The organism is Aliiroseovarius halocynthiae (assembly GCF_007004645.1).
Classification (GTDB): Bacteria; Pseudomonadota; Alphaproteobacteria; order Rhodobacterales; family Rhodobacteraceae; genus Aliiroseovarius; species Aliiroseovarius halocynthiae.
On the sequence record NZ_ML660020.1, the window covers coordinates 160,474 to 184,406 of the forward strand.

The window sequence follows — 23,933 nt, forward strand, 5'->3', positions numbered from 1 at the left end:
TGACTGGATTGTCGCATTCCCTTCCTGAACACATGCAGGATACGCATCGCGAAACGTGAACAGGAGACATCAACATGGCCACTGAACTGACAGCCGAACAGAAAGCAAAAGACGCGCGCGCCGAGAAGGTCGCGTGGCTGATCATCGTCGCGATCATCGCAACCCTTGGCGGTGGATTTCTAGCCTTGGGACTGGCCGGAGTGGGTTTGGTCGCCGTGGGTATGGTGCCCGTTATTTATCTGCTTTTGATCATCATGGCAGGCGGCAAGGGGTAAACCCGGCTTCCAATTTGAAAACGGCGCATCACAGGGATGCGCCGTTTGTCTTTACAGAACTTTTGTCAGCACATCCTTCAGACGTGCGACACTGGCATCGACATCGTAAAGCTTGTCCAGACCAAACAGCCCAAGACGGAAAGACGAATAGTCATCGCCTTCGTCCACCATCAGGGGCACGCCTGCGGCAATCTGCACACCTTCTGCGGCGAAGGCCTTGCCCGCCTTGATGTCAGGATCTGCGGTATAAGACACGACCACCCCGGGTGCCTCGAACCCTTCGGCGGCCACAGATTTGATACCGTTATCAGCCAACAGGGCGCGGACACGGCGGCCTTGCTCCCACTGGGCATCGCGCAGTTTTTCGAACCCGTATTCCTTGGTTTCCAGCATCGTATCGCGGAAGGCGCGCAGCGCGTCGGTGGGCATGGTCGCGTGATAGGCATGCCCACCACCTTCATAGGCTTCCATGATCGACAGCCACTTGCCCAGATCCACCGCAAACGAGGTCGAGGTCGCGGCTTTCGCCATATCCCGCGCGGTGTCGTTCATCATGACAATCCCGGCAGACGGCTGCGCCGACCAGCCTTTCTGCGGGGCCGAAATCAACACGTCCACACCGGTCGCCTTCATATCAACCCAAGCACAGCCCGAGGCGATGCAGTCCAGCACAAAGATCCCGCCAACCGCATGCACGGCGTCGGCCACGGCAGAGATATAGTCGTCCGGCAGGATCATGCCCGACGCGGTTTCCACATGCGGGGCGAACACAACATCCGGCTTCTCGTCCCGAATTCTCGCAACGACCTCATCGATCGGGGCTGGGGCAAATGGCGCATCCGGGGCGTTGCCCACGCGGCGCGCTTTCATCACGGTCTCTGCGGACGGGATACTACCCATCTCGAAAATCTGGCTCCAGCGGAAGGAAAAGAACCCGTTGCGAATGACCATTACACGCTTGCCGGTTGCAAACTGGCGGGCCACGGCCTCCATCGCATAGGTGCCCCCGCCGGGAACAAGCGCGACGGCATCAGCATTATAGACCTCTTTCAGGGTGGCCGAGATGTCGGTCATCACGCCCTGAAATGCCTTCGACATATGGTTCAGGGATCGGTCGGTAAATACGACCGAAAACTCAAGCATCCCATCGGGATCAATATCGGGCAGAAGTGCGGACATATTGGAGCTCCTTCACAGTTCGTGAACAGCGTGACCCAGATTGCCGGCACAGGGAAGAGGTCAAATAGGCCCAGGGCGCCGTTCTTCGGACAAAAGCACGTTGGCTTCGACGTCTCCGACGCCGGGCATGGTCATGATCCGGCGGCGCAGCACCCGTTCGAAATCCGAGATGTCGCGGGCCACGACACGCAGCCGATAGTCATACAAGCCCAGCACATGTTCGACCGTCTGCACTTCCGGGATCGCCGACACCGCGCGTTCGAAGTCGTCCAAACTGACGCGCCCCTTTGTGGCGAGTTTTACACCCAGAAACACGGTCACACCAAACCCCAGAGCCTCGCGGTCCAGATCCAAACGCCGTCCCGCGATCACCCCTAGGTCCGACAAGCGCTTGATGCGCCGCCACGCTGCCGGTTGGCTCAGCCCGACCTCGCGCCCCAAGGCACCGGCCGATTGGGTGGCGTCTTCGGCAAGAAGGCGCAGAAGGGCCATATCTGTCTCGTCAAACTCGGTCATAGCGGTAGGCTTTCGTCCGATTTGATCCGCGCCACATGCATCAAGGCTTCGATATCTGCGATATGCGGAAGTGCTAAAATCTGATCGCGATAGATACCTTGGTAATGCGGCATGTCGCGGGCGATGACGGACAGGCGGACATCGACACGACCAACAAAAGTTTGGATCTCGATCACTTCCCGGATATCACGCGCGGCATCGATGAAGTCATCAAATGCGCGGGGCTGTGTCTTGTCGAGCGTCACGCGCAGACTAACCTCGACCTCATACCCCAAGGCACGCCAATTAATCACGGCACGTGGGCCGCGCAGGATCTTCTGATCACGCAGTCGCTCGACCCGACGCGATAGGCGCGCGGCGGACAGACCCATCCGGTCTGCCAGCTCAGTCCCGCTCAAGCCCGGGTCCGCCTGCATTTGTCTCAGAATACGCCTGTCGAAGTCATTTAGCATGATTCTGTCATTATCATACTATCTGACGAATAGTTAACCTCAATAATGCGCGAAGTTTACCACCCAATCATCTCGAACACCGCAAATTCATGCCTATGATGCGACCCAGAACGAAAACCCATGCAACGGAGCACCCGATATGCGCGTTTACTACGATCGCGATTGCGACATTAACCTGATCAAAGACAAAAAAGTTGCCATCCTGGGCTATGGCTCGCAAGGCCACGCCCACGCGCTGAACCTGCGCGACTCGGGTGCCAAGAACCTTGTTGTGGCCCTGCGCGAAGGCTCGGCATCGGCCAAGAAGGCGCAAGCTGAAGGTCTGGAAGTCATGGGCATCGCCGAAGCGGCTACTTGGTGTGACGTCATCATGTTCACCATGCCCGACGAACTGCAGGCTGAGACTTATAAGAAATACGTACACGACAACATCAAACCTGGTGCAGCCATCGCATTTGCCCACGGCCTGAACGTCCACTTCGGCCTGATCGAGCCGAAAGAAGGCGTCGACGTGATCATGATGGCCCCGAAAGGCCCGGGTCACACCGTTCGTGGCGAATACGTCAAAGGCGGCGGCGTTCCTTGCCTTGTCGCTGTTGACACCGACGCAACCGGCAAAGCGCTGGAAATCGGCCTGTCGTACTGCTCGGCCATCGGTGGCGGCCGCTCGGGCATCATCGAAACCAACTTCCGCGAAGAGTGCGAAACCGATCTGTTCGGCGAACAGGCTGTTCTGTGCGGCGGTATCGTTGAACTGATCCGTTGTGGCTTTGAGACTCTGGTTGAAGCCGGTTACGCACCGGAAATGGCTTACTTCGAGTGTCTGCACGAAACCAAGCTGATCGTTGACCTGATCTATGAAGGCGGCATCGCGAACATGGATTACTCGATCTCGAATACCGCAGAATACGGCCAGTATGTCACCGGTCCGCGCATCCTGCCCTATGAAGCCACCAAGAAAGCCATGAAAGAATCGCTGGAAGACATCCAGACCGGTAAATTCGTGCGTGACTTCATGCTGGAGAACGCTGTTGGTCAACCCACCATCAAGGCATCGCGTCGTCACAACGACGAGCACCAGATCGAGGTTGTCGGTAAGAAACTGCGCGACATGATGCCTTGGATCTCGGCTGGTAAACTGGTTGATCAGGAAAAGAACTAAGACCTGAACACGGTCACGCGATGGGTTGATTTCCATCGCAACAAAAGATCAAGTGGGGCGTCCGATTGCGGGCGCCCCTTTTTCGTTGAGAGCACCAATGACAGACAACCCTACATCCCGCGATTGGGCGGGCGTCGTGACACTTGGCCTGATCTGGGGCGGCACATTCATGGTCGTGGCCATAGCGCTAGAGGGTTATGGCCCAGTGACCGTTGCCACCGCGCGCACCACGCTGGGCGCATTGGCGCTTTGGGTGCTGATGCGTGCCACGGGAAAGAGGATGCCGGAATTCAGTGCAGCCCTTTGGTGGTCGATTACGATCATCGGGATACTCTCGACAGCCTTGCCGTTCTTGTTGTTAAGCTGGGGGCAGCAATACGTACCGTCGGCCTTTGCCGGTCTCTCCATGGCAGCGATCCCTTTGATGGTGTTGCCTTTGGCCCATTTCTTCTCGGACGAGCCGCTCAACGCGCGTAAATTCATCGGCGTGACGCTTGGATTTAGCGGCGCTTTGGTTTTGATCGGACCGGGCCTTGCACAATTGGGGCAAGGCGCTGAACCGTTGGCGCAGCTGGCCTGCATTGGTGCGGCGTTCTGCTATTCTGTTGCCTCGATCCTGACCCGGCGCTGCCCCCCGATTGATCCGGTTGTCTTGGCCACACTGACGCTTGTGGTTGGGTCGGTGATCCTACTGCCCATCATGCTGGCAACAGAAGGCTGGCCCGCGTGGGAAGGCACGCGACCCGGCCTTGCCATCGTCGCATTGGGGCTGCTCCCCACAGCGTTGGCCACCCTGCTGCGGGTGGCAATCATCCGCAGCGCCGGTTCGGTCTTCATGACGCTGGTGAACTACCAAGTGCCCGCATGGTCGATGGTGTTCGGCGCTTGGATCCTATCCGAGGCCCTGCCCCTGCGATTTTTCGCGGCCCTTGCGCTGATCTTGACCGGGCTGGCCATCAGCCAGTGGTTCAGCCTGCGCAAGATGCTGGTCGGGCGTTAAGCGGTCGCGGCTTCGACCTCGGCCACGATCCCGTCCACGACTTCAGACAGAAGCGCGTCATCTTCGCATTCTGCCATCACGCGGATCAGCGGCTCGGTGCCGGACTTGCGGATCAACAGGCGCCCCTTGCCGTCTAGCTTCGCCTCGGCATCGGCAATCGACGCTTTGACGCGCTCTGCCTCAAGCGGGGTCTGACCCAGCGTATAGCGGACGTTCTTTAGAAGCTGTGGCACCGTCTCGAACACCTGACACAGCTCAGAGGCGGGCTTGCCTGTTTCGATCATACAAGCCAGAAACTGGAGCCCGGCCAGAAGGCCATCGCCTGTGGTGGCATAGTCGGTCATCACGATATGGCCGGACTGTTCACCACCAAGATTATAACCACCGGCGCGCATCGCCTCGACCACATGGCGATCGCCCACTTTGGTACGCAGAAGTTCCAGCCCCTGCGCGGCCATGTGGCGTTCCAGACCAAGATTCGACATCACGGTCGCGACCAGCTTTCCGCCGCTCAGGCGACCCTCGGACGCCCAATGTGACGCAAAAAGCGCCATGATCTGATCACCGTCGGCCACACGGCCTTTTTCGTCGATGATCATGATGCGATCCGCGTCGCCGTCCAAGCAAATGCCCAAATCCGCGCCCGTTTCGACCACAGTACGCGCGGCAAGTGCGGTGTCTGTTGACCCGCAGCCTTTGTTGATGTTGGTCCCGTCGGGCGAGACCCCGACCGGGATAATGTCGGCGCCCAGCTCCCACAACGCATCTGGCGCTGCGCGATAGGCCGCACCGTTTGCGCAGTCGATCACAACCTTGATCCCGTTCAGACGTTTATTCTGTGGGAACGTGGTTTTCAGATATTCCATATAGCGCTGGCGAGCTTCCTCGATCCGTTTGGCGCGGCCGATATTCTGGGACTGCACAGGATCCACGCCCTCATGCACCAGCCGCTCGATCTCGGCCTCGTCCTCGTCCGACAGCTTAAAGCCGTCAGGTCCAAAAAACTTGATGCCGTTGTCATGGAAAGGGTTGTGTGATGCCGAGATCATGATCCCCAGATCCGCGCGCATGGAATGGGTCATCCGGCCCACAGCGGGCGTCGGCACAGGCCCCAACAACAGCACGTTCATCCCCGTCGAAGTCAGCCCCGCAGTCAGTGCATTTTCCAGCATATAGCCCGACAAACGCGTGTCCTTGCCGATCACCACCCGGTGTCCGTTCGAGTGGTCACGGCGGAAGTGGCGCCCCGCAGCGGCCCCCAGCTTCAACGCCATTTCGGCTGTCATAGGCCACGAGTTTGCCAGCCCGCGAACCCCGTCGGTTCCGAAGAGTTTTTCGACCATTCTGCTGCCCTCGTTCTTACTTTTTATCGGTCATGGCTGCATGAAGAAGCAACGCCTGCCGTGTTTCAAATGTGTCATGGACCCGCAAAATCTGCATGCCTTGCGCAATGCCGTGCATCGCAACGGCCACGGATCCGGCGACCCGATCACGGGCCACTTCGGCCTGCCCGATCGTGCCAATGAACCGCTTGCGCGAGACACCCAACAGCACCGGAAGACCCAGATCATGTAGCAGTGACAGGTTACGCAGCAAAGTCACATTGTGTTCCAGAGTCTTACCAAAACCGATGCCGGGATCGGTGATAATCCGCTCGCGCTTGATGCCTTTACCCTCGGCAAAGGTGATGCGTTCTTCCAGATAATCCATCACATCGAACAGCACATCGTCATAGCGCGGATCGTTCTGCATATCCTCGGGTCGCCCCTGCGAATGCATCAGGCAAACGGGCACGTCGCGTTCGGCCACAAGGTCTGCAAGCTCGGGATCGAAGGTAAATGCCGACACGTCATTCACGATATCCGCGCCCGCATCCAACGCAGCCTCTGCCACACGAGCCTTCCGCGTATCGATCGAGATCGGCGTGTTCACCCCCGCCGCGCGGATCGCTTCGATCACGGGGGCAGTTCGGCGGATTTCTTCTTGAACATCAACCTCTTCGGCGCCCGGACGGGTGCTTTCCCCACCGATGTCCAGAATATCCGTATCGCCCGCCATCTGACGTGCGCGGGTGACTGCGGCCTCGATCGTATCCAGTTCGCCGCCATCCGAAAAACTGTCAGGTGTGACATTCAGAATGCCCATCAGGCGCGGCTGATCCATGGTCAGCCCGCACAGCGTTGGGCGTGGTGCGCTTAGGCGGGTGATCGCTGCGTCTTCAAGATCTGACAGATCGACAATCGTCTCTGCCCCTCCGCGCTGGCGTTCAAGGGCCTGGTCAAACCACAGACTGCGATTGCCACAGAGTTTATGGCCAGAAAACGGCCGTCCTGAACGGGCGATCGGTTGAATGCGCCGGGTCATAGTAGATCCTCCAACATCACAGATTGTGACGAGATACCGGGAATATCGCGCGCCGGACAGCCCACCCAAAGAATCTGGCAGGCGTCAACCTGTTGCGCAAACCAAAGCGTCAGGTCCGCAAGATCGGTCGATACGGGGGCGTCCACCGCATCCAGCACCATCTTTGATGGCGCCCACACGCTGAGCTGCCCATTTTTCAGGCCCCAGTCCAGCTCTGTCCGCGTTCCTACGGGCACAGAACGCGCGTCGTCAGCCGCCAGTCGCCACGCTGCCTGATCCGCCTGCAAAAGTGCAATGTTTCGGGCGGGCCAGCTGTCTGTCGCAGTGGGCAGATCGGCATCGACCACCAAAATGGTTGGCACGCCGTCTTGTTCCAGTTGATCAAGGAATGTCCCCAACCCATGCGACTTCAGGGCAGTCGATGACAGAAAAGTTAAAATCGGAGCGGGCGTATCATCTGTCCCAGCCGTGCCCGATTGACCGGACCGGTCGCGCACGATCTCGACCCCTAGTTTTCCGGGGCCGCGATCCAGCTTTTCGATCCGTACGAACACGCGCTGCGGTTGCGGCGCGTGCAGCAACCGTTGCGCAATCCGTTCCGCCAGCGTTTCCAGCAGGTTCAGACGTTCCGCATCAAGCTCGGCCATGATAGCTTCGGTAATTGTGTCGTAGGACAGGATGTCATCCACGTCATCCGTCTGGGCACCGCCATGATCCGAGACCTCGACAACAACACTGAAGCTTAAGCGCTGCGTCACGCCACGCTCGGCCTGAAAGGCGCCAATTTCCACGTCAACCACGTGATCACGCACCGAAATACGGTCTGCTGGCACATCGCCGGCCATAGCCCGCGCGCGCGCCTCAAGATCAGAAAAAGCCAAGCTGGCGTCGGTCATCACATGTCCCCTTTGAACTTAGCCGGACCATGCCTTGAACACGCCGCGAAACGCCAGCGTAAAGCGACGGATCGGCGTGATCAGGCGTCTTTAGCCAGGCATCCGGTAAAACCGGTGCACCCCAATCGACGCGGTTTTCTGGAAGCTGCGCGCCCAGCGGGGTGATACTGCAGTGGTGTGGTAATGCGTTGCGCCATCGGTCAGATCGCGCGGCGCACCATCTATCATTGCGCGCGCAATGCGGCTCAGGCGGTCATAAATGGCATGTTCGCGGATCACTTCGGCACGTCCATCACAAGTATAGGTAAACTGACAAGCGTATCGCTTGCCCGTCCCTTGATTGATTACACCACAAATAGTGCCTGGGAAACGAACATGGTCCACACGGTTCAAAATGACCTCGGCCACGGCGAACTGCCCCTCGATGGTCTCGCCCCGCGCTTCGAAATAGAGAGCTTCCGCAAGGCACTTAAGTTCAGCATCTTGTGTAGGTGCGGGTTGTGCTGTCAGCCAAGCAACCGAGCGTTCAAACCCATTCGCAGCCTCGTCCGAAACTTTGGGAAGTATCGAAATCGCGTTCAGTTTCTCGCCACCCATCACGCCAAGGCCAAAATGCTCCTGCAGCAGCGCGTCGCGGAATGGGTTCGGAGCGATGTCGGATTCAGATGCTTGAAGAGGCGCGACCACCCCCACGACAATGACGACAAAGGCACATAGTTGAGGTTTCCACTTGATACGCATCGAACAATACTTCCCAGACAATTGCGTCGGGACACTTAGGTACTTGTCGCCCTTACGTCTACCCCTCGCACCAACTAGGTTTCAGAAGGTTTCGGAGATGTGATCGCCAAATGCGCCGCCGCCAAACGTGCCACTGGCACCCTGAACGGCGAACACGACACATAGTCAAACCCTGCATCGCGGCAGAAACGGATGCTTTCTGGATTGCCCCCATGTTCGCCACAGATAGAAAGGGTCAGGTCAGAATTCTCGGCCCTGCCGCGTTCCGCACCCATCTGAAGCAACTCGCCCACGCCATCCGCGTCCAGCATGTGGAACGGGTCTTCGTCATAGACCCCCTGCGCCACATATTCGCCCATGAACCGCCCCGCATCATCGCGCGACAGGCCATATGTCATCTGGGTCAGGTCATTCGTACCGAAAGACATGAAGGCCGCGTGTTGCGCAATTTCGCCGGCCCGCAACGCCGCGCGGGGAGTTTCCACCATGACGCCCAGTCGATAGTTGAAATCTGCCCCTTGCTCGATCCGAACCGCCGCAGCGACCGCATCGACACGTGCTTTGACGATCTCGACCTCGCGCTTGGCCGAGACCAGAGGGATCATCACTTCGGGCACCACCGGGTCGCCAGACTTTGACGCCTCGATCGTCGCCTCGAAAATTGCACGCGCTTGCATGTCATAGATCTCGGGGACGGTTACGCCCAAACGCACTCCCCGCATACCCAGCATCGGATTGAACTCACGCAGGCCCGCCACACGGCGTTCGACGTCTTTCATCGGCAGATCCAATGCCTCGGCCAATTCACGCAGACCTTCGCGCCCATGGGGCAAGAATTCGTGCAAGGGTGGGTCAAACAGGCGGATGCAGACAGGTTGCCCCTGCATGATCTCAAACAGCTCGGTGAAATCCGCGCGTTGCATCGGAAGCAGGCGGTCAAGCGCCGCACGCCGGTCGTCGGTGTGATCGGCAAAGATCATCTCGCGCATGGCCAAAAGGCGGTCGTCATCAATGAACATGTGCTCGGTCCGGCAAAGGCCAATCCCTTCGGCGGCAAACATCCGGGCATTACGCGCATCCGGCGGCGTATCCGCATTCGCGCGCACGCCGATATCGCGCAGATCATCGGCCCATGTCATCAGGGTCTGGAAGCTTTCCCCCAATTCCGGTGGCAGCATATCGACACCACCTACAAGGGCCTCGCCGGTGCTGCCATCAATCGTGATCACATCGCCTTCGCGCAGAGTTCGGCCATCTGCGGTCTGCACGCGTCCCTTTCGCTTGTCCAAAATCAAATCGCCCGCACCGACCACGCAAGGCAGACCCAGCCCGCGCGCAATCACCGCTGCATGGCTGGTGATTCCGCCGCGAATGGTTAGGATACCGTTGGCAGCGTGCATCCCACGGATATCCTCTGGGCTGGTTTCACGGCGTACCATAATACAATTTTCACCCTGTGCAGCGAGCGTCTGAGCAGCGCGAGCGCTGAATACGATCTTGCCAGTTGCCGCACCCGGGCTGGCGGCGATGCCTGTGACGAAATGGTCGCGTGCGCCTTCGGGATCAATCTGATTGTGAAGCAACTCGGTCAATGCGCGGGGCGGGATGCGCAACACGGCATCTTCCCGGCTGATTATCTCGTCCTTGGCAAGCCCAACCGCAATGCGCACATTTGCACGCTCGGACCGCGGGACGCGCACAGCATCCAGAATGAACAGCTCTTCGTTTTCAATGGTGAATTCGATCACCATCTCTTCGCGCAGCCGGGCGCGGCAAAATTCTCCGTACCGGACGAGGTCTGCGAAATTCTGGGGCAGAACCTCTTCGATCGAACGGCCACGCGGATCCTTGGTCAGATACATGACGTCACGATCTTCAGCATCCGCCAGCGCGTCGCGCCCTTGGCTTTTGCACAGATAGCGTCCGCGGATTTCACGGTGCCCGGTGGTGCCGTTCACAAACTGAATGACCCCTGAACCGCAAATCCCTTGCCCGACGCCCAGCACCATCTTCTGCACCACAAGCCCAAGCCCTGCATCAGCAGGCGCACCTTTGGCCTGACGCAGCAGGCGCGCAGTTGTGCCCTCCCATGCGCGCGCCATCGAACGCAGGATCTCACGCAGCTGCTCGGCAGGGTCTTGAGGGAAATATTCGTCGGTCTCTTCTTCGTACAGGTCCAACGCTTCGCGCAGCGTATCCGCGGTGGGCGTCGTCAGTGCGTCGAATTCGTCCGGGTCCAGACGCCCGACATTGACCGCATAGGATTGGATGAAACGCAGATAGAGTGCGTTTGCCGCCGTTTCGCCATGGGATTCAATCAGGCGTGCATGAACCTTGTCATTCATGCCGATGTTCAAAATGGCACCCGGCCCGCCCCAGTCAGGGTCTTCCGAAGACGGGCGAACCGAGACCAGCGGATCGTCGCCAAATAATGCAAGCATCGCGCCCAAATCGGGCAGATCCCCGGCAGACACGCCGTGTACCGCATCAAAATCCAGTGCCACCGTACGCGGAACTGGCATGTCCAGCCGGATCAGCCGTTGCAGGCACTTCGCCCGCCCGCCATGACGCGCGGTGTCAATCGCCGCCGTTGGGGTGATTTCCGTGAAGCCCAAATCTCGATTTTTCTGCACTGCAGCACCGCCTTTCACCCACACCATAACGCGGATCATCTGTCACACAAGGGTTACATGCTCAGTGCGGATGGATACAGGGATGGGGGCGCTGCCCCCGCCTGATTTCCGGGGGAATTCAGGCTCCCCCGGGATATTTTCGACAAGAAAAAGCGGTTAGCCTTCGATCTTGGACAGGTGAGCCACGCCGGACGTGATCGTGCGGATGCGTGATAGCAGGTTCAGGCGGTTGCGCCGAATGACCTGATTGTCCGCGTTGATCTGCACGGCTTCAAAGAAGGCATCAATCGGCGCGCGCAGGGCGGCCATAGCGGTCATGGCGGTGGCGAAATCCTCGGCCTTCATCGCGGGGGTGATGGCGGCCTCGGCTGCGTCAAGGGCTGCGAAAAGCGCCTTTTCGCTGTCATCTTCCGCGAATTTCACATCCGCACCATAGGAGTATTCAACCCCGTCTTTTTCTTCGGCTTGCGTCAGGATGTTGGAGGCGCGCTTCACGCCTTGGATCAAGTTCTCGCCGTCGTCGGTGGACAGGAAGGTGGCCAGCGCCTCGGCCCGTTTCACCAGCAGCGTCAGGTCATCATTTCCGGGCATCGCAAGGCAGGCGTCGATCACGTCGTGACGGATGCCTTTGTCTTTGAGGTAGACTTTGAGGCGGTCGTGGAAGAAGCCCAAAAGATCGCTGGACGTATCCGGCAGGCTTTCTTTAACCGCTTCCAGATGTTTGGACAAATCGCCATCAAAGTGATCCAAGATTGTGCGAATGGCGGCGCCGAACACACCGTGATCTGCAATTTCATTGTCCAAATCGCGCAGCAAAGCTGTACGGACATCTCCGTTTTCGTTCAGCGCGATTTCGTGCCGCAGCAGTTGCGCGTCAAACAATTTATCCAGCTCGATGCGCAATCCGTTGTCCAGTACCAGCCGGATGACACCCAAAGCCGCACGACGCAGCGCAAACGGGTCTTTCGAGCCGGTTGGCTTCTCGTCAATCGCCCAGAAGCCCGTCAGCGTGTCCAGCTTGTCAGCCAACGCGACGGCAACAGACACGGGTGCGGACGGCACGTCATCGGACGGACCAAGCGGCGAGCGATGTTCGCTGGCTGCATTCGCAACCTCGACCGGGTGGCCGGCGGGACCCGCATAGTATTTGCCCATCAAGCCCTGAAGCTCTGGAAATTCATAGACCATTTCCGAGGAAAGATCAGCCTTGGCCCAGCGAGCAGCTTTTTGGGTCAGATCAGCATCAGCAGATACGGCAGGCGCCAGAGCGCTGGCCATGGCGGCGATACGCTCAATCCGATCAGATTCTGTACCCAGCTTGTTGTGGAATGTCACGTTGCTCAGGCTGTCCAGCCATGGCTGGCCGCCAGCTTCGGCAACGCGAATGTCATTTTCCCAGAAGAACTTGGCGTCTGCCAGACGGGCAAACAGCACTTTCTGGTTCCCGGCCAAAATGGTCGCGCCATTATCGGCGGTTTCAATATTGGCGACAGTGATGAATTTTTCGATCCGGTCGGTTTTCGGGTTCTTGACCGAGAAGAACTTCTGGTGCTCGCGCATCGAGGTCTGAAGCACCTCGGGCGGCAGGTTGATGAAATCATCCGCAATGTCGCCCATCAGCACAACGGGCCATTCGACCAGACCGGCGACTTCGGCCAGCAGGCCTTTGTCGTCAACGATTTCCAGCCCTTGGGCAAAGGCGGCGTTCTGGGCTTCGGCCCAGATGTGATCGGCACGCTCGGACGGCGACAGGATCACCTTTGCGGCTTTCAGCTTGGCCTCGTAGTCGTCGAACCCGGTGACGGAAATTGCCCCTTTCGACATGAACCGGTGGCCCTGTGTCGTGTCGCCGGATTTAATCCCGTCAATGTTGAGCGGCACCACCGAAGCACCTGCCTCGTCCGACAGGATGCACAGGATCGAATGCAGCGGACGCACCCAACGCAGGCTGCCGGTGCCCCAACGCATCGACTTGGGCCATGGGAAGTTGCGAATGGCAGCTTCCAGCACCTCGGCGATGATGTCAGCGGCCGGACGCCCCTGCTTTTCAATGGTGGCGAAATAGACCGGGCCTTTGGGGGTATCACGCTCTTCCAGTTGCTCGCGGGCCACGCCTGCACCGCGCAGGAAACCTTCGATGGCCTTGTCCGGCGCACCCACTTTAGGGCCTTTACGCTCTTCGCGCGTGTCAGGCGATTGCGCCAGCAAGCCTTCGACCGCCAGCGTCAGGCGGCGCGGCGTCGACAGGGAAGCGGCGCCCGCATAGGTCAGGCCAGCCTCGACCAGTCCATCGGTCAGCAGTTTTTTCAGGTCCTCGGCCGCCCGCACTTGCATGCGCGCCGGGATTTCTTCGGAAAAGAGTTCAATCAGCAGGTCAGGCATGGTGCTTACTCGCTATATTTTTCGTTCAGCTGGTGCCAGGCATAGCCGCGGCCATCGGGGAAGATTGCGACCACGCGGTCGACCCCGTCACGGATGTTGCGTTCGCCCAGAAAGGCCAGTGCCTCGCCATTCTCAAGCGCAGCGCCAATGGCTGTCGCGTCGAAGCAGTCAAACCAACCGGGGGCGGTCAAAGGGGTGGCTCTTTCGTAGGGCTCGAAAGTTTCGGTGAGCATGGCAAGGCTCATCGTGGTGGTGAAACAGCTGCGATAGCGCAGGGGAGAGCTGTCGGCGTCGATCCCTTCAAAGCTGTCATACAGCACGATTTCAGGCTGTCCGGTCACCAGATTGGTCATCCGAACGCCATCCTCGGCCGAGACTTCGTCGTAGAAGGCGTAAAGCTGCAACCAATAGATCGCAGCGCCAGCAACAAGGGCAATTCCCACTATAAATATCCCTACCAGACGGCCGCTCACGCCGCGTCCCCTTCGGCGGTCCAGCCACCGGCGCTGGTTTGAACAAAGGCATCGGCACAGAGTTTGGCCAAAGTACGCACGCGCCCGATATAGGCCTGACGCTCGGTGACCGAGATTACGCCACGCGCATCCAGAAGGTTGAACAGGTGCGAGGCCTTGATGCACTGGTCATAGGCCGGGTGCGCCATGATGATCCGCTTACCCGTTTTGGGATCCACATGCTCTTGCGCGAGGATCGCCTGACATTCGGCCTCGGCCTCTTCGAAATGGCGTAGCAGAACATCCGTGTTGGCCACGTCGAAATTCCAGCGCGCGTATTCTTCTTCGGTCTGCTTGAACACGTCACCATAAGTCAGCGCAATCGGTGTTTGCGGATCGTTATAGGGCATGTCCATCACGTGATCGACGCCCAGCACATACATGGCCAGACGCTCCAGACCGTATGTCAGCTCGCCCGAGACTGGTTTACAATCGTGGCCGCCGACCTGCTGGAAATAGGTGAACTGGCTGACTTCCATCCCGTCGCACCAGACCTCCCAGCCCAGCCCCCAGGCGCCCAGCGTGGGGCTTTCCCAGTCGTCCTCGACGAAACGGATATCATGTATATCCATATCGATGCCGATCGCTTCCAAAGACCCAAGATACAGCTCTTGCAAATTGGGCGGGCTGGGTTTGATCAATGTTTGGAACTGATAGTAATGCTGCAGGCGGTTCGGGTTCTCGCCATAGCGACCATCCGTCGGGCGGCGCGACGGCTGTACATATGCTGTGGCCCACGGTTGCGTTCCCAGCGATCGCAATGTGGTTGCCGGGTGGAATGTGCCTGCGCCGACTTCCATGTCATAGGGTTGCATCACCGCGCAGCCTTGCTGTGCCCAGTAATTCTGAAGCCGCAGGATGATGTCCTGAAAGCACTTTGGTTTCGTGTCGGTCTTGGCCATGGCGCTGCCCTGAGCTGGTTTTTGCAAAGTCTGCCACTCAATAGGCGTTGGGTGTGTAAGGGTCAACGCGGGAAACGGCCCAAAGGGTTGGGTTTTCCCGCCCCATGAACCTATTAATTTCCGAAAGGCGGCACCGCGATATTGACCTAGCAGGGGGCCGATGTGTTACTTGCGCGAAATTCAGACAATTTCGCCTTTATGGCCACGAGGATCCATGACCAAACAATTTGCCTTTGCATTGGCCACCGGCCTTCTTCCTGCAGTATCAACGGTCGCGGCCACCAGCGTCACCGCCTTTGTTGCCGCACAGCCCGCCATGGCACAGCAAGTATCGAACGCACAGTCGGTGCGCTGGATCCAGGTCGAGGCACAACCAACCTTGCGTGAAGCCGAGGCGCGTGCACGTGCCTATGCTGGCCGGCTTGAAGGCGTAAACGGGTTCCGACTGGGCAGTAATTGGTATGCAATCGTTCTTGGGCCCTACACCGAAAGCGCGGCTGAACTGCAACTGCGCAACCTAAAAAGTGCAGGCCTTATTCCCGCCGACAGCTTCATCGCGTTCTCGAACCAGCTCCGTCAGCAATATTGGCCTGTTGGAGCCTCCAGCCTAAACGTCGCCCCGGTCGAGGCACCTGCACAGACGCAGGAAGCCCCCCAGCCCGAACCGGTTGCGGTTGCCCCGACCACGTCAACAGAAGCGGTCGTCGGGCTACCTGACGAAACCAAACGCGAGGCGCAAGTCAGCGAACGCGCACTGGATCGGGACGCGCGCAAAGCACTTCAAGTCGCGCTGCAATGGGAGGGCTACTATACCTCGACCATCGACGGTGCGTTCGGCCCGGGCACCCGGCGGTCTATGGCCGCGTGGCAAACCGACTACGGCTACGAGCCGACCGGCATTCTGACCACTAGGCAGCGCGCTGTGCTTATGGACAATTATCAATCTGTATTGGCTGTCCTTGGCATGGCCCCGTACGAGGACCAGACCGCAGGCATCTCGATGGCCATCCCCGCAGGTATGGTTGAATTCGACCGCTATGAAGCACCCTTTGTGCACTTCAAAACCAAAGATGGCAGCGATGTGCAGCTTGTTATGATCAGCCAGACCGGCGATCAGAACACTCTGTTTGGTCTCTATGACATCCTGCAAACGCTCGAGATCGTCCCCACCGGTGGGCCGCGCGAGCGTGGCAAGAACGGGTTCACCATCGAAGGTGAGAACGACAAGATCAGCTCGTTCACGCAGGTCAAACTTCTGGATGGCACCGTAAAAGGCTTCACGCTGGTCTGGCCCAAAGGCGACGACAAACGTCGGGCTCTGGCGCTTGGCGATATGCGGGCAAGCTTTTCGTCACTCGGCGAACAAGCACTAGCTGACGACGCTGGGCTGGACGCGTCCACACAAAGCTTAGATCTTTTGTCGGGCCTTGAAATTCGCACGCCTGACCTGTCCCGCTCGGGCTTCTATGTCGACAACAAGGGCCATATCCTGACCACCACCGAGGCCGTTCAGTCCTGCGCCCGCGTGTCGGTCAATGACGCGTTTGATGCGAATGTCATCGCCTCGGACGAGGCACTGGGTCTTGCCCTTCTGGAACCGGCATCGGCCCAAGCTCCGATCGCGTTCGCATCTTTTGTAAACGCCGAGCCGCGTTTGAAATCTGACGTGGCCGTTGCAGGCTTCTCGTACGAGGGGCGTCTCAGCGCGCCCAGCCTGACTTTCGGCACGCTCTCGGAATTGACTGGCCTGAACGGCGAAAGCGAGCTGACACGTCTGACGCTTGCCGCCCTACCCGGAGATGCGGGCGGACCGGTTCTGAGCACCAGCGGATCGGTCATGGGTATGCTGTTGCCCGCAAGGGGCACAAATAGCCGAACCCTTCCAGCGGACACCAGCTTTGCAACGGATGCGAACACGGTCGCCGCATTCCTGTCCGCCCATGGCATCACGGCCAGCACCACGGACAGCGTTGCATCGGTCGATCCGGTCGAACTGAACATGAAAGCCGCCGACATGACGGTACTGGTCAGCTGCTGGAACTGAGCGCCCCCTAACGTCAGATACACAAAGGCTCGGGCATGTTGCACCGGGCCTTTTTTGTTCAGCAAAGCGTCAACCCCGCCAGAACGTCACCGTAAACAAGACGAAAACGGCCAACAGCTCGAGCCGTCCGATCAGCATCGCCGCGATCAGTATCCACTTGGCGGTGTCGCTTAGCCCCGAGAAATTTCCGGCAGGCCCGATCTGGTCGCCTAAGCCCGGGCCGATATTCGCCAAAGCTGCCGCTGCTCCAGAAATAGATGTGGTAAAGTCCAGCCCGGTCAAGCCAAGCGCTACGGCGGTCACCCCCAAGGTCGCAACAAAGAACACAAAAAACCCCATGACCGAGGACAGAACCTCTTCATCCACACGGCGACCGCCATAGCGGGGCGTAAAAATGCCGTGGGGGGAATGGATCGACTGGATCTGCGCTTTGATCGATGACAACAAAAGCTGATAGCGGAAGATCTTGATGGAACAGGCGGTCGATCCAGCGCATCCGCCGATCAGACCGACGAAAAAGAACATTACCACCGGGAAGCCGCCCCACAGCATATAGTCTTGCGAGGCATAGCCGGTGCCCGTCAGGATCGACGTCAGGTTGAACAGAGTTTTGCGCAAGGCTTCTTCGCTGAACTGCCCGGCAGCCAGCCAACGCCACAGCGCCATGATCAGCACGATCACCACCAGCGTCATGAAAAATGCGCGCACCTGCGGGTCGTGCAACAACGGGCGCGCTGTGCCCTGAAGGATCTGAACATAGCGCACAAAAGGAAGTGCCGCCAAAAGCATGAACACAACGGCGGCGTATTCCGCCCCTGCCCCAAACGCACCGAACGAGGCATCATAATTAGCATACCCACCTGTCGCGATGGTCGTCATGGCATGGGTGATTGCATCGAAAAAACCCATGCCCAGCGAAAAATACACCAACGCGCACAGCGCTGTCAGTGTGAAATAGATGACCGAGATACGTGACGAGATCTCGGTCGCGCGGGGCAGGATTTTCCCAAACGTATCAAAGCCCTCGGACCGGAAGATTTGCATGCCGCCAACGCGCAGTTCCGGCAGAAATACCATTGCCACAACAATGATGCCGATGCCGCCAAACCACTGCAAAAGCCCACGCCAGAACAAAAGTCCCTTGGGAAGATCATCCAGGCCCGACAGAACGGTTGACCCGGTGGTGGTCAGACCTGACATGGCTTCGAAAAACGCGTCCACCGGGCGGGCGTCCAGCTCGCCCAAAGCAAAGGGCAGCGCGCCGAAGATTGGCAGAGCGACCCACACCCCGGTGGTCAGAAGGAAGGTCTGCTGAATCGTCAGCCCCTTGCCGACGCCGTTAGCCGTCGACAGGGCCATCGATCCACCGATTAGCATGGTCACCATCGCACTTTGCAGAAAGACCTGCCAATCCGGATTGCTATCCAGAAGGTCAACCACAACAGGGATCAACATCGTGACCCCAAGAACGGCGACAAGAAGCCCGATAACATAGATAACTGGTCGCAAATCCAACATAATCGCAGGGTTGGCCCCCTGCGCCTGCGGTGTCAAGCGTCGTTAGTGTCGTCGCGGCTTAGACGTACATCAAATCCTTGAACACATGGCGGACGATGTCATCGCGCTTCAAGCCAAGCTTCGCCAGTTCGTCGTCACTCATGGACCGCAGAGCATCAACTTGACGCATACGCGACGAGTTTTCACCTGCAGCGATCATGGCGCGGCCGAATGCCGCGAAAAACGTGCGGAGAGCCGAACCCAGTGAAAATGCCGGAGCTTGGATGGTCGTTGTTTGCGTAGCCATTGGAAACCTCTTGAAAAAGCTATTAGGTTTCCTCCCTGCTTGCCAATTTAGGTAAGCATCCCTGACACAACAATTGCAAATTCCACAACCCTGCTATGCGCGAGGTATCAGCCGACGTGAAACAGGGTCGAGAACAGCTTCGGATCAAAGCTTTCCGCTTCGAACGTGTCGCCTTCGATCAAAATCGACACGGCGTCATGACTATGCAGGCTTTCCTGATGGCTGGCGACGATGCGGAAATCTCCGATCCGGTCATCCTGCTGCAATTGCTCGCAGAACAGGCGCGCGGCGTCTTCCACGAAAATCGGATTTGCGGCGTTCAGCTCGGCAAAGGCCTGTTCGTCTTCACGCTTGACCATTACCTGCGTTTCAGTGGGAACAGCGATGCGGCACAGATCAATCAGATCTTCAAACCAAAGCGTGCCGGTGGGCTGATGGATCTTCTCAACCGAGATCCGCGCGACCGAGCGCTGCGAATGCGGCGTGGCCAACTGCCCGCGCATTTGGCGTGCGTGCTCAGACAGCTCCAGCGAACAGGGGCAAGTCGAGCTGTACACATAGTCCAGATGGATGAACTTTCGGCGCTTACCACGGTGCTCAACCAGCTCCAACGCAATGTCGTAATACTGATAGCCAGACAGGCCCGAGCGCAGGCTTTCCACCCGTGCAGGATAGGAAAAGCGCATTTCGATCCGCGCGTCCAAGCTTTCCAGATCCGTCTTGTAATCGTCCAGCGCGGCTTCGATCACATCAAAGCTGAAGGTCTTTTCAGCATGGCCATAGAAGCTGCGCATGATGCGCGACATGTTGATGCCCTTCTTGCCGGCCTCAAGACTGACTGTCCCGGTGACAGCGGTTTCCAGTGTGACGTCCGATCCGTCACGCGTGTGATAGCGGATGGGCAGACGGAAATTGGAAATGCCGACGTGCTGGATGTGCCGCTTCGCCCCTTGGATCAGGCTGGCGGGGCCGTTCTGCAGGTCTGGCATCGACGCCTTGTAATCCGCATCCGGCGCAAAATCGTCCGGATAGATTCGGCTGAGTTCAGGATAGTTCGGAAGATCGGCTGATGGCAGAAGACGCGCAATGGCCGGGTCCAGCGCGGCCACTTCCACCGGGTCCGCCTTGGCAGCCCAGTTGCGCAAAACTTCAAGAGCATCCTGTGCCTGCGCGGTATCCACCGCGTCCCCGCCCTTGCGCTTCATTTGGTTCATAGCGAACCCCCATCCTGCTGCCGCACGCCTATAACATAGTCATTTGACACATAAACGCCAAACGCGATGGGCGAAATGCGACAGATCAGGCTGCGTCCAAGCCGTTCGAAAGATCCGCGATCAGATCGTCGACGTCTTCAAGCCCGATCGACAGGCGCACCAAACCATCCGAGATGCCCAGCATATCTTTCTGGTCTTGCGGAAGGCGCTGGTGGGTCGTGGTCGCCGGATGGGTCGCGATGGATTTGGCATCCGCGAAGTTGTTCGAGATCGTGAAGATCCGAAGCGCGTTCAGGAAGCGGAAACAGGCCTCTTTGCCGCCATCCACCTCGATGGCCAGCACTGTCCCGCCCGAGGGCGCCTGCTGGATTGCGATGTCGTATTGCGGGTGCGACGGATGGGTCGGATAGCTGATACGCGACAATTTCGGATGACCCTGCAGCGCATCGGTCACTTTCAGCGCAGCATCCGCCTGCGCACGCACGCGCAAGTCCAGCGTTTCCAGCGCTTTCAGATGGGTCCACGCGGCGAAAGGATTGATCGCGCCGCCAGTGTGTTTGACATAGGTCTCGATCGGGCCACGGATCAGCTCGCGTGAACCACAGATGGCGCCACCCAACATGCGGCCTTGGCCATCAACGTGCTTGGTCGTTGAATAGACCACAAGATCGGCGCCCATTTCCGTCGCATAGGAAAAGATCGGTGTCGGCATGGCGTTGTCCACCACGACCAGAGCACCGTTCGCATGGGCCAGCTTTACCACATGGGCCAAGTCGATCACTTCAAGCGTCGGGTTCGAGATCGCTTCAAGGAAAACAACTTTGGTGTCCGGACGGATCGCGTTTTCCCACGCCTGATTGTCGGTGCCGTCAACCAGCGTGATTTCCACGCCGAACCGACCCAGAATATCTTCGAGCACATAAAGACACGAGCCAAACAGCGCGCGCGAAGACACAACGTGATCGCCTGCCTGCGTCAGCGCCATCAGCGCACCGTTCACCGCAGCCATGCCGGACGCACAGGCGAACGCGTCTTCCGTGCCTTCCATCGCCGCAATACGGTCTTCAAACATACGGTTGGTCGGGTTGCCATAGCGTGCATAGATGAACTCGTCCGGGCCGCTTTCGATAAAGCGCTGCTCGGCAGCTTCCGCCGTCGGATAAACAAAAGCCTGCGTCATGAACATGGCCTCGGACAGCTCATTATACTGGCTGCGACGTACACCACCATGCACGGCTTCGGTGCGTTTACCCCATTTTGTCATCGCGCGTTCCTTTCGCACAAAAAAACCCCCACCGCAGCGAGCGTCGGGGGATTACAGCACGGGATGCCCCGTCTACCCTGACCTCTTTAGCAGAATGTTTTACGAGGCCCGCAATCCGGTGGACAAATCGCCTCGGGCATAGCCCTAGCGCCTGCAAACTAAGGCGTCAAGAGCCACCAAAGAAAGGCTCGCCACATCGTGAAAACTGCATGCTTGCCATTTCGCGGAGGAATGCCATGTTCTGAAGGACGCGAAAGGAAACACGATGTCCAACCCCATTGAACTTTACTATTGGCCGACACCTAACGGCTGGAAAATCTCGATCGTATTGGAAGAGATGGGCCTGCCTTATGAGGTGAAGCTGATCAACATTGGCGCGGGCGACCAGTTTGCGCCCGGGTTTCTGAAGATCGCACCGAATAACCGGATGCCCGCGATTGTCGATCCGGACGGGCCAGATGGCGCCCCCATTTCGGTGTTCGAGAGCGGGGCAATCCTGCAATACCTCGCCCGTAAGACCGGACAGTTCTATGGCGAAACTGAACGTGATCGCGTGGCCGTCGAAGAATGGCTGATGTGGCAAATGGGAGGGCTGGGGCCGATGGCCGGTCAGGCGCATCACTTCCTGAAATATGCCCCCGCAATGGATCCGCCGCAGGATCTGCCCTATGCCAAAGACCGGTATCGGGCCGAAGTGGCCCGTCTTTACGGTGTCATGGATCGGCGTCTGGCGGGGAACCGCTATCTGGCAGGCAATTTCTATTCAATTGCGGATATGGCCTGCTGGGGCTGGGCATCGTTGTGGGAAGGTCAGCAGCAGGACCTTAGCGACAAGCCGAACTTAACGCGCTGGCTGGACGAGGTCGGCGCACGCCCTGCCGTTCAGCGTGGTCGCGCCGTGGCGGCCGATAATCGCAGCAATTTAGAAGATGACCGAAAGGCGCAGGACCTTCTGTTCAAGCGCTAAGCGCGCTCATGGTACCGGGTGGCTCACAGTGTGAGCCTGGGGGGCTCTGCCCCCAGCGCTCGCCGTCCGGCAAGCGCTTCCCCCGGGATATTTCAGACAAGAAAAAGTCAGGAGATCTCTTCGTCGCTTCCGAACCGTTTGAACAAGCCGGCCTGCGACATGAAAAATCCGAACGTGGCTGCGGGCAGACCAAACGTTTTGAAGTTCACCCACGCATCGGTCGACATCATGCGCCAGATCGCCTCATTCGCGACGGCGAGCAGCAGGAAGAAGATTGCAAGCCTCTTGGTCAGAAGCATCCAACCCTCGCGCTCTAACGGCAGGGCTTTGTCCATAACCGCCTCAAGATAACTTTCGCCCCGCATCAAGCCAAAGCCCAGAAGGCCTGCAAACAGCAGATAGATCATGGTGGGCTTCATCTTGAAAAACCGTTCGTCATTGAACCAGATCGACAACCCGCCGAAGCCGACAACCAGAACAAGCGTCACAATCTGCATTTTCGACAGATGGCCGGTCAGTTTCCACATGGCCAGCGTGGTCACGACCAGAACCGGGATAAACATAGCTGTGACGGCAACAAAACCCGAATACTCGGTGCCTGCAACCATAAAGCTCTGGTCTTTTAGGAACGTGTAGGCCGCGAAGAACAGGATGATTGGTCCATATTCCAATGCGCCACGCAGGGCGGGATTTACCTGTTTCTCTGACATGGGGTCTCCTTCATCCGCCCATTTCCACTAGCACGGCACCTGCCGCGATCAAAGCCATCATCACCAATCGGCGCGGGCCCACCTTTTCGCCCAGCACGATCCAGCCGATCAGGGCCGCAAACACCGTCGAGGTTTCGCGCAACACTGCTGCTTCGCCAACGCTGTCCAGCCGTGTGGCCAACATGATCGAGCCGAAACTGGCAAACGCCACAAACGCCCCCAAAATGCCGCGCCCCATCAAGGGGGAAAGTGCAGGACGCGCGGCCATTCCCCTGTATCTAAGGGCTGCGATGACTGGCATGAAGAACCCGTCGATAAAAAAGAACCACGCAAGGAAGGTAAACGGGTCCGCCGTTGCCCGGATGCCATAGGCGTCATAGGTCGTATAGGCTGCGACAAAGCCCCCCGTCAGAACAGCCATCGCGAGCGCGGGTTTCAGTTTGTCACGGCCAAGCGGCCAGTGGCGCAGGTTATAGGCGGCAAGCGCGAATATCCCGGCAACAAGGGTCAGCACGCCACCCCATTGGATCAAGGTGAACGTCTCTCCGAACAGAAACCCGGCGCCGATCACCGTGAACAGCGGGCCGGTACCGCGCACCACAGGGTAAACGACGGTGTAAGATCCAAGCACATAGGTATAGCTTTGCGCCAGCTTGTAGCCCACGTGGATCAGCCAAACGACGGCGAAGATCGGCCACATATGCGGTTCAGGCCACGGAACCACAAACAGCGCAAAAGGCGCGGCGATCAGGCCATAGCTGAAATCAATCGCGCCACGCGACAGCCACGGATCATGGCGTCCCTTTTGAAGCGCACCAAAAAGTGCGTGCAGAAAAGCCGCCGAAAGAGCGAGGATCAGCGCGAGCGTCCGCCCATCCGCCGTCCCCTCGAGCGAGGTGAGCCAAGCGCTCATCCC

The 23,933-nt window shown here is 58.6% G+C and carries 22 protein-coding genes and 1 riboswitch; of the genes, 5 read left to right on the top strand and 17 right to left on the bottom strand.

Going from position 1 to position 23,933, the window contains the following annotated elements; genetic code table 11:
• Nucleotides 1-74 precede the first annotated feature (74 nt).
• Nucleotides 75-275: a hypothetical protein gene (locus tag FIL88_RS09755; protein ID WP_142853663.1), complete on the top strand. Its 201-nt coding sequence runs from the start codon at nucleotides 75-77 to the stop codon at nucleotides 273-275.
• 51 nt (nucleotides 276-326) lie between these two features.
• Here FIL88_RS09755 and FIL88_RS09760 read toward each other — a convergent pair whose 3' ends face one another.
• From FIL88_RS09760 to FIL88_RS09770, 3 genes are read right to left on the bottom strand one after another with little or no spacing between them, the layout of a single operon-like run.
• Nucleotides 327-1,454 (bottom strand): aminotransferase class V-fold PLP-dependent enzyme, encoded by a 1,128-nt coding sequence (locus tag FIL88_RS09760; RefSeq protein ID WP_142853664.1) that lies wholly within the window; start codon nucleotides 1,452-1,454, stop codon nucleotides 327-329.
• 60 nt (nucleotides 1,455-1,514) lie between these two features.
• Nucleotides 1,515-1,970 (bottom strand): Lrp/AsnC family transcriptional regulator, encoded by a 456-nt coding sequence (locus FIL88_RS09765; RefSeq protein WP_142853665.1) that lies wholly within the window; start codon nucleotides 1,968-1,970, stop codon nucleotides 1,515-1,517.
• Entirely contained in the window at nucleotides 1,967-2,422 is a 456-nt protein-coding gene (locus FIL88_RS09770; RefSeq protein WP_142853666.1) for an Lrp/AsnC family transcriptional regulator, read from the bottom strand. Before FIL88_RS09770 ends, FIL88_RS09765 begins: the two co-directional genes overlap by 4 nt.
• Before the next feature lie 139 nt (nucleotides 2,423-2,561).
• Here FIL88_RS09770 and ilvC point away from each other — a divergent pair, with 139 nt between their 5' ends.
• Nucleotides 2,562-3,584 (top strand): ketol-acid reductoisomerase, encoded by a 1,023-nt coding sequence (ilvC, locus tag FIL88_RS09775; RefSeq protein ID WP_142853667.1) that lies wholly within the window; start codon nucleotides 2,562-2,564, stop codon nucleotides 3,582-3,584.
• 97 nt (nucleotides 3,585-3,681) lie between these two features.
• Complete coding sequence (locus tag FIL88_RS09780) at nucleotides 3,682-4,584, top strand: DMT family transporter (protein ID WP_142853668.1); 903 nt, start codon at nucleotides 3,682-3,684, stop codon at nucleotides 4,582-4,584.
• On the opposite strand, the gene glmM is transcribed toward FIL88_RS09780, so the two are convergent.
• From glmM to FIL88_RS09820, 8 genes are all read right to left on the bottom strand, one after another.
• The gene (gene glmM / locus FIL88_RS09785) at nucleotides 4,581-5,927 is read right to left on the bottom strand and encodes a phosphoglucosamine mutase (RefSeq protein ID WP_142853669.1); all 1,347 of its coding nucleotides are present in this window, start codon (nucleotides 5,925-5,927) and stop codon (nucleotides 4,581-4,583) included. The two genes, FIL88_RS09780 and glmM, sit on opposite strands and share 4 nt — an antisense overlap.
• 16 nt (nucleotides 5,928-5,943) lie before the next feature.
• Complete coding sequence (gene folP / locus FIL88_RS09790) at nucleotides 5,944-6,948, bottom strand: dihydropteroate synthase (RefSeq protein WP_142853670.1); 1,005 nt, start codon at nucleotides 6,946-6,948, stop codon at nucleotides 5,944-5,946.
• Nucleotides 6,945-7,844, bottom strand: a complete 900-nt coding sequence (locus FIL88_RS09795; RefSeq protein ID WP_246066676.1) for a dihydroneopterin aldolase — start codon at nucleotides 7,842-7,844, stop codon at nucleotides 6,945-6,947. Before FIL88_RS09795 ends, folP begins: the two co-directional genes overlap by 4 nt.
• Before the next feature lie 90 nt (nucleotides 7,845-7,934).
• A complete protein-coding gene (locus FIL88_RS09800) occupies nucleotides 7,935-8,585 on the bottom strand; it encodes a cell wall hydrolase (RefSeq protein ID WP_142853672.1) in 651 nt (216 codons plus the stop codon).
• Between the two features lie 74 nt (nucleotides 8,586-8,659).
• Nucleotides 8,660-11,245 (bottom strand): putative PEP-binding protein, encoded by a 2,586-nt coding sequence (locus tag FIL88_RS09805; RefSeq protein WP_142853818.1) that lies wholly within the window; start codon nucleotides 11,243-11,245, stop codon nucleotides 8,660-8,662.
• A 129-nt stretch (nucleotides 11,246-11,374) separates the two neighbouring features.
• Nucleotides 11,375-13,600: a glycine--tRNA ligase subunit beta gene (glyS, locus tag FIL88_RS09810; protein WP_142853673.1), complete on the bottom strand. Its 2,226-nt coding sequence runs from the start codon at nucleotides 13,598-13,600 to the stop codon at nucleotides 11,375-11,377.
• A gap of 5 nt (nucleotides 13,601-13,605) precedes the next feature.
• The gene (locus FIL88_RS09815) at nucleotides 13,606-14,043 is read right to left on the bottom strand and encodes a DUF6446 family protein (protein ID WP_246066677.1); all 438 of its coding nucleotides are present in this window, start codon (nucleotides 14,041-14,043) and stop codon (nucleotides 13,606-13,608) included.
• A 26-nt stretch (nucleotides 14,044-14,069) separates the two neighbouring features.
• Nucleotides 14,070-15,014 carry a glycine--tRNA ligase subunit alpha gene (locus FIL88_RS09820; RefSeq protein ID WP_142853675.1) on the bottom strand — a complete coding sequence of 315 codons (945 nt, stop codon included), beginning with the start codon at nucleotides 15,012-15,014 and terminating at the stop codon, nucleotides 14,070-14,072.
• Between the two features lie 214 nt (nucleotides 15,015-15,228).
• Between FIL88_RS09820 and FIL88_RS09825 the strand changes: the two genes are divergently transcribed.
• On the top strand, nucleotides 15,229-17,058 hold the full coding sequence (locus FIL88_RS09825) for a trypsin-like peptidase domain-containing protein (RefSeq protein WP_142853676.1): 1,830 nt from the start codon (nucleotides 15,229-15,231) through the stop codon (nucleotides 17,056-17,058).
• A gap of 69 nt (nucleotides 17,059-17,127) precedes the next feature.
• Here FIL88_RS09825 and FIL88_RS09830 read toward each other — a convergent pair whose 3' ends face one another.
• From FIL88_RS09830 to metZ, 4 genes are all read right to left on the bottom strand, one after another.
• Nucleotides 17,128-18,576: a TrkH family potassium uptake protein gene (locus tag FIL88_RS09830; RefSeq protein ID WP_142853677.1), complete on the bottom strand. Its 1,449-nt coding sequence runs from the start codon at nucleotides 18,574-18,576 to the stop codon at nucleotides 17,128-17,130.
• Between the two features lie 58 nt (nucleotides 18,577-18,634).
• Nucleotides 18,635-18,862: a DUF1127 domain-containing protein gene (locus tag FIL88_RS09835; RefSeq protein WP_142853678.1), complete on the bottom strand. Its 228-nt coding sequence runs from the start codon at nucleotides 18,860-18,862 to the stop codon at nucleotides 18,635-18,637.
• Nucleotides 18,863-18,969: 107 nt separating this feature from the next.
• On the bottom strand, nucleotides 18,970-20,076 hold the full coding sequence (gene folE2 / locus FIL88_RS09840; protein WP_142853679.1) for a GTP cyclohydrolase FolE2: 1,107 nt from the start codon (nucleotides 20,074-20,076) through the stop codon (nucleotides 18,970-18,972).
• 85 nt (nucleotides 20,077-20,161) lie between these two features.
• The gene (metZ, locus tag FIL88_RS09845) at nucleotides 20,162-21,340 is read right to left on the bottom strand and encodes an O-succinylhomoserine sulfhydrylase (protein ID WP_142853680.1); all 1,179 of its coding nucleotides are present in this window, start codon (nucleotides 21,338-21,340) and stop codon (nucleotides 20,162-20,164) included.
• 65 nt (nucleotides 21,341-21,405) lie between these two features.
• A riboswitch (SAM riboswitch) is annotated at nucleotides 21,406-21,484 on the bottom strand.
• A 121-nt stretch (nucleotides 21,485-21,605) separates the two neighbouring features.
• On the opposite strand from metZ, the gene FIL88_RS09850 reads away from it, so the two are divergent.
• A complete protein-coding gene (locus FIL88_RS09850) occupies nucleotides 21,606-22,307 on the top strand; it encodes a glutathione S-transferase N-terminal domain-containing protein (RefSeq protein WP_142853681.1) in 702 nt (233 codons plus the stop codon).
• 107 nt (nucleotides 22,308-22,414) lie between these two features.
• Here FIL88_RS09850 and FIL88_RS09855 read toward each other — a convergent pair whose 3' ends face one another.
• Both FIL88_RS09855 and FIL88_RS09860 read right to left on the bottom strand, forming a co-directional pair.
• A complete protein-coding gene (locus tag FIL88_RS09855; protein WP_142853682.1) occupies nucleotides 22,415-23,017 on the bottom strand; it encodes an inner membrane-spanning protein YciB in 603 nt (200 codons plus the stop codon).
• Between the two features lie 10 nt (nucleotides 23,018-23,027).
• Nucleotides 23,028-23,930: an EamA family transporter gene (locus FIL88_RS09860; RefSeq protein ID WP_142853683.1), complete on the bottom strand. Its 903-nt coding sequence runs from the start codon at nucleotides 23,928-23,930 to the stop codon at nucleotides 23,028-23,030.
• Nucleotides 23,931-23,933 lie beyond the last annotated feature (3 nt).